The following is a 4327-nucleotide window of genomic DNA, read 5'->3' as shown; positions in this document are numbered from 1 at the left end:
TGTAATTCTTGGGCTGCCCATTTCTCCATTTTTTTGCTTACCTCCACCTTAATTCCTTCTTTCAAAACTATACCTATCAATCGTTTCCCCTTTTTTTAAGTTTCTTCTCTTTTTGTTAAGAAAGATCTGACTAATGGATAGCTTGATAAGGGGGCAGGGGGGGATCAAATCCCATCACACAAAGCCCTATCTTCCTCCCTGACACCAGAATTAGGATTGTGCAAATAAGCCCGCACCCAATCGCAACTACGCCCCATTAAAGCATCTAAATCCCAACCATTGCTTCCATTCCACAGTTTAATTGTGTTATCCCAACTACCAGAAGCTAAAGTCTTACCATCGGGGCTAAAACTTACGCTAGTGACAGACCTATCATGCCCAGTGAGAGTATGAATTTCTTTTCCTGTCTCTACATTCCACAGTTTGATTGTCTTATCATCACTACCGGTCGCTAAAGTCTTACCGTCACTGCTAAAATTCACGCTAAAGACAATGCTATTATCCCCAGAGAGAGTGCGGATTGCTTGACCTGTTGACCCATTCCACAGTTTGATTGTCTTATCATCACTACCGGTCGCTAAAGTCTTACCGTCACTGCTAAAATTCACGCTAAAGACACTGCCATTATGCCCTTTTAAAGTGCGGATTTCTTGGCCTGTTTCTACATTCCACAGTTTGATGGTCTTGTCACCACTACCGGTCGCTAAAGTCTTACCGTCAGGGCTAAAACTCACACTATAGACATAGCCATTATGCCCAGAGAGAGTACGGATTTCTTGCCCTGTCTCTATATCCCACAATTTGATTGTGTTATCCCAACTACCAGAAGCTAATGTCCTGCCGTCCCTGCTAAAACTCACGCTAGTAACAGGTTTATTATGCCCTTGGAGAGTGCGGATTTCTTGCCCTGTCTCTACATTCCAGAGTTTGATAGTCTTGTCATCACTACCGGTCGCTAAAGTCTTCCCATCACTGCTAAAATTTACGCTAAAGACACTGCCATTATGCCCTTTTAAAGTGCGGATTGCTTGACCTGTTGACCCATTCCACAGTTTGATAGTCTTGTCATCACTTCCAGTCGCTAAAGTCTTACCGTTACTGCTAAAACTCACGCTAGAGATAGGTTTATTATGCCCTTTGAAAGTGCGGATTTCTTGCCCTGTCTCTATATTCCACAGTTTGATAGTCTTGTCACCGCTACCAGTCGCTAAAGTTTTACCGTCACTGCTAAAGCTCACGCTTCTGACAAAGCTATTATGCCCAGAGAGAGTGCGGATTTCTTGACCCGTCTCTACATTCCACAGTTTGATTGTATTGTCACCGCTACCAGTCACTAAAGTCTTACCGTCACTGCTAAAATTCACGCTATAGACAAAGCTATTATGCCCAGAGAGAGTGCGGATTTCTTGACCTGTCTCTACATTCCACAGTTTGATTGTATTGTCACCACTACTGGTCGCTAAAGTCTTACCGTCTGGGCTAAAACTCACGCTAAAGACACTGCCATTATGCCCTTTGAAAGTGCGGATTTCTTGACCTGTCTCTACATTCCACAGTTTGATTGTCTTGTCATCACTTCCAGAAGCTAATGTTTTACCGTCCCTGCTAAAACTCACGCTAGAGACACGGCTATTATGCCCTTGGAGAGTGCGGATTTCTTTCCCTGTCCGAATATTCCAAAGTTTGATTGTGTTGTCACGACTACCAGAAGCTAATGTCCTGCCGTCCCTGCTAAAACTCACGCTAGTGACACGCATATTATGTCCTAGTAAGCGATTATGTTCACTTTTTCTGTTGAGAAGTTTCTGCAAAGTATTCATTACTACCCTATCATATGCGTGTTGATTTTGCAGGGTTTTACCCGCTTTAATTGCTTCGACGAAAGCTTCCAACTCCTTATGTTCATTAAACAGAGACACAGAAGAAAAGCCGCGAGAGTGTGCTAGATTGAGTTCTGCTTGTTGCGTTTGTTTCCACGCCATTAAACCCAATCCCGTACTAACCATCACCGCCACCAACGAAACCGCTGTAATCCTTCGCGCTGTTCTAATTTTTTCATTTTTTTGTCGTTCAGCTTGACTAATACTCGCCTTAATAAACTCTATCGCCAAAGCCTCTAAATTAGGCAGAGAATTATTCTTTTGAAACTCAACAATTTTAGCTAACTTAGAACCGCCCCAAAGCTCACTACTCGCTTTTACTGCATCTTGCTTCTGTAAATCATCCCACTGTTTTGCATCAGCATATAAACGACTTCTCAGAACAATTATCTCCTCTTTTTCTCGAATTAAATCCTGTAACACTTGCCAACACCGCAACAATTCTTCATGTGCCACCTCAACCGTTGCTTTCCCGTCTTCTCCCTTACTCACCAAAAGACGATTATCTATCAATTGATAGAGAACCTCCCTTTGCATTTCCTCCTGTTCAAAACTCGATTTATCCGCCCTTCTGCTAACCGCTTTTTCCCCTTCTAAACTAATTAACTCTAGAAAAATTTCCTCTGCTGCTTTCCGTTGCTGTTCATTAAATTGACTATAAATTTTATCCGCTTGTTTTTCTAGCGCACCCGTTACCCCACCAATCTCTTGATAAATCTTAATATTTAAAAACCGCTCTTGAATATGATCTTTTTGCCACAATAAATCTAATGTATATTGTAACAGAGGTAAAGAGCCGGCCTGTTCATAAAAATCGGCAATAATTTGATTAATTAATCCCTTTTCAAAGATTACCCCATTTCTCGCCGCCGGTTCAGCAATAGCTAATCTTAACTGACTTTCATCCATATCTGTTAACATCTTGCTATACTGATCATGGATTTTTCCTAAACTGGGATAAGGACTTAATTTATCTAAAAAATCCGCCCTTATCGTCATCACAATTTTGACTAAACTATTATTATTTTCAATTAAATTAACCAAACTTTTAATAAAAATATCTCTTTCCGTCTTCGGTGTACGAGTAAATAATTCCTCAAATTGGTCAATAAAAATAAACCATAAATCAGAATTATTTTTTAATCCTTCAACCACCTTAATTAAAGTATCTTCCTTAACAGCTTGTGCTAATTTCGCTTGGTATTGTTTATATCTATTTGCCAAAAGACAACCATAGAAAGACTCAAAGGGATTAACATCAGGAACAAAAGTTAAATTAACCAATTTATTTGCGCCAAAATTATCCTTTAACTTAGGAATTAAACCCGCTTGAACTAGAGAAGACTTACCACTTCCCGACGCACCTAAAAGCAATAAAACATTCTTTTGCTTTAAATAATCAGTTAACTCAATAATCCAATTATCTCGCCCAAAAAACCTATCCTTATCATCTACTTCAAACTTCCTTAAACCCAAATAAGGTGAACCCGTAATTAAAGTTTGAGCCTGAATCTCAACTCCTGACTTTTGGGTAATAATATATTGATTGATTACACCACCACTAATATCACCCGCAATTCCCTTAAATTCACCATCACCAATAAGACCTTTAACATCACCCCCTATTTCTGAATAATAACTTTTATCAGTCATTTTTGCTACCCCAAAATTATTCTTTTAAAGTTAACTTTAAATTGCAGTTTTAGAATTAGCAATTTTTAAGGACTTCCTACTAAACCAAACAATTTAGCCAAACCGCCTAAAATCGTTACAATTAAAGCAACTAAAATCCCTCGACTGACGAACTCTTGATTCTCTAAGCGCTTTTCCACGCCATCATTTTTTCCCTCTAGACGCTTCTCAATACCATCAATTTTTTCCTCTAGACGCTTCTCGACACCATCAATTTTTTCCTCTAGACGCTTCTCGACACCATCAATTTTTTCCTCCAGACGCTTCTCGACACCATCAATTTTTCCCTCCAGACGCTTAATTTCACCTTTAACTTCACTAAGTTCAATCTTAATATCAGTAACATCTTTTTGAAGATTGTCTAACTTTTGATTGATTTGAATTAGAAAATCTTTAAGTTCTACCTCAACAGTAATTGACATAAATTTTCCTCCTAAATAATCCTCAACTAATTAATGTTCTGACTAATATTTCCACCACTAATATCACCAGCAATTCCCTTAAAAGTGCCATCTCCCACCATTCCCTTAATATCACCACCAACATTAATATTATACTTACCTGCGGCAAATTCTTCAGGTTTTAATTGTTTGAGTAATTCTTCTGCTGTCTTAATATACTTTAGACGTTCATAATCTGAGATTTATTAAACTTCTGAAATCGTAGAGTGAGCAAGGAATCCAGTTCTTTTTTATGTTTCAGGTGGGCATCATTCAGACATTCATAAATAGCTGAAGAAAAGTCAGAAAAGTTTT

Annotated in this window: 2 protein-coding genes and 1 pseudogene; all 3 read right to left on the bottom strand. The window is 38.8% G+C overall.

Going from position 1 to position 4327, the window contains the following annotated elements; genetic code table 11:
- Positions 1-164 precede the first annotated feature (164 nt).
- Positions 165-3533 carry an nSTAND1 domain-containing NTPase gene (locus IM515_RS17680; RefSeq protein ID WP_287698101.1) on the bottom strand — a complete coding sequence of 1123 codons (3369 nt, stop codon included), beginning with the start codon at positions 3531-3533 and terminating at the stop codon, positions 165-167.
- Between the two features lie 65 nt (positions 3534-3598).
- Positions 3599-3994: a hypothetical protein gene (locus tag IM515_RS17675; protein ID WP_147073843.1), complete on the bottom strand. Its 396-nt coding sequence runs from the start codon at positions 3992-3994 to the stop codon at positions 3599-3601.
- A gap of 199 nt (positions 3995-4193) precedes the next feature.
- Positions 4194-4327, bottom strand: a pseudogene (locus tag IM515_RS17670) (IS630 family transposase); the annotation flags it as partial.

The organism is Microcystis sp. M44BS1, assembly GCF_020244875.1.
GTDB classification, from domain to species: domain Bacteria; phylum Cyanobacteriota; class Cyanobacteriia; order Cyanobacteriales; family Microcystaceae; genus Microcystis; species Microcystis panniformis.
Note: the sequence above shows the minus strand (reverse complement) of the source record. Positions and strands in the feature narration are given on the sequence as shown.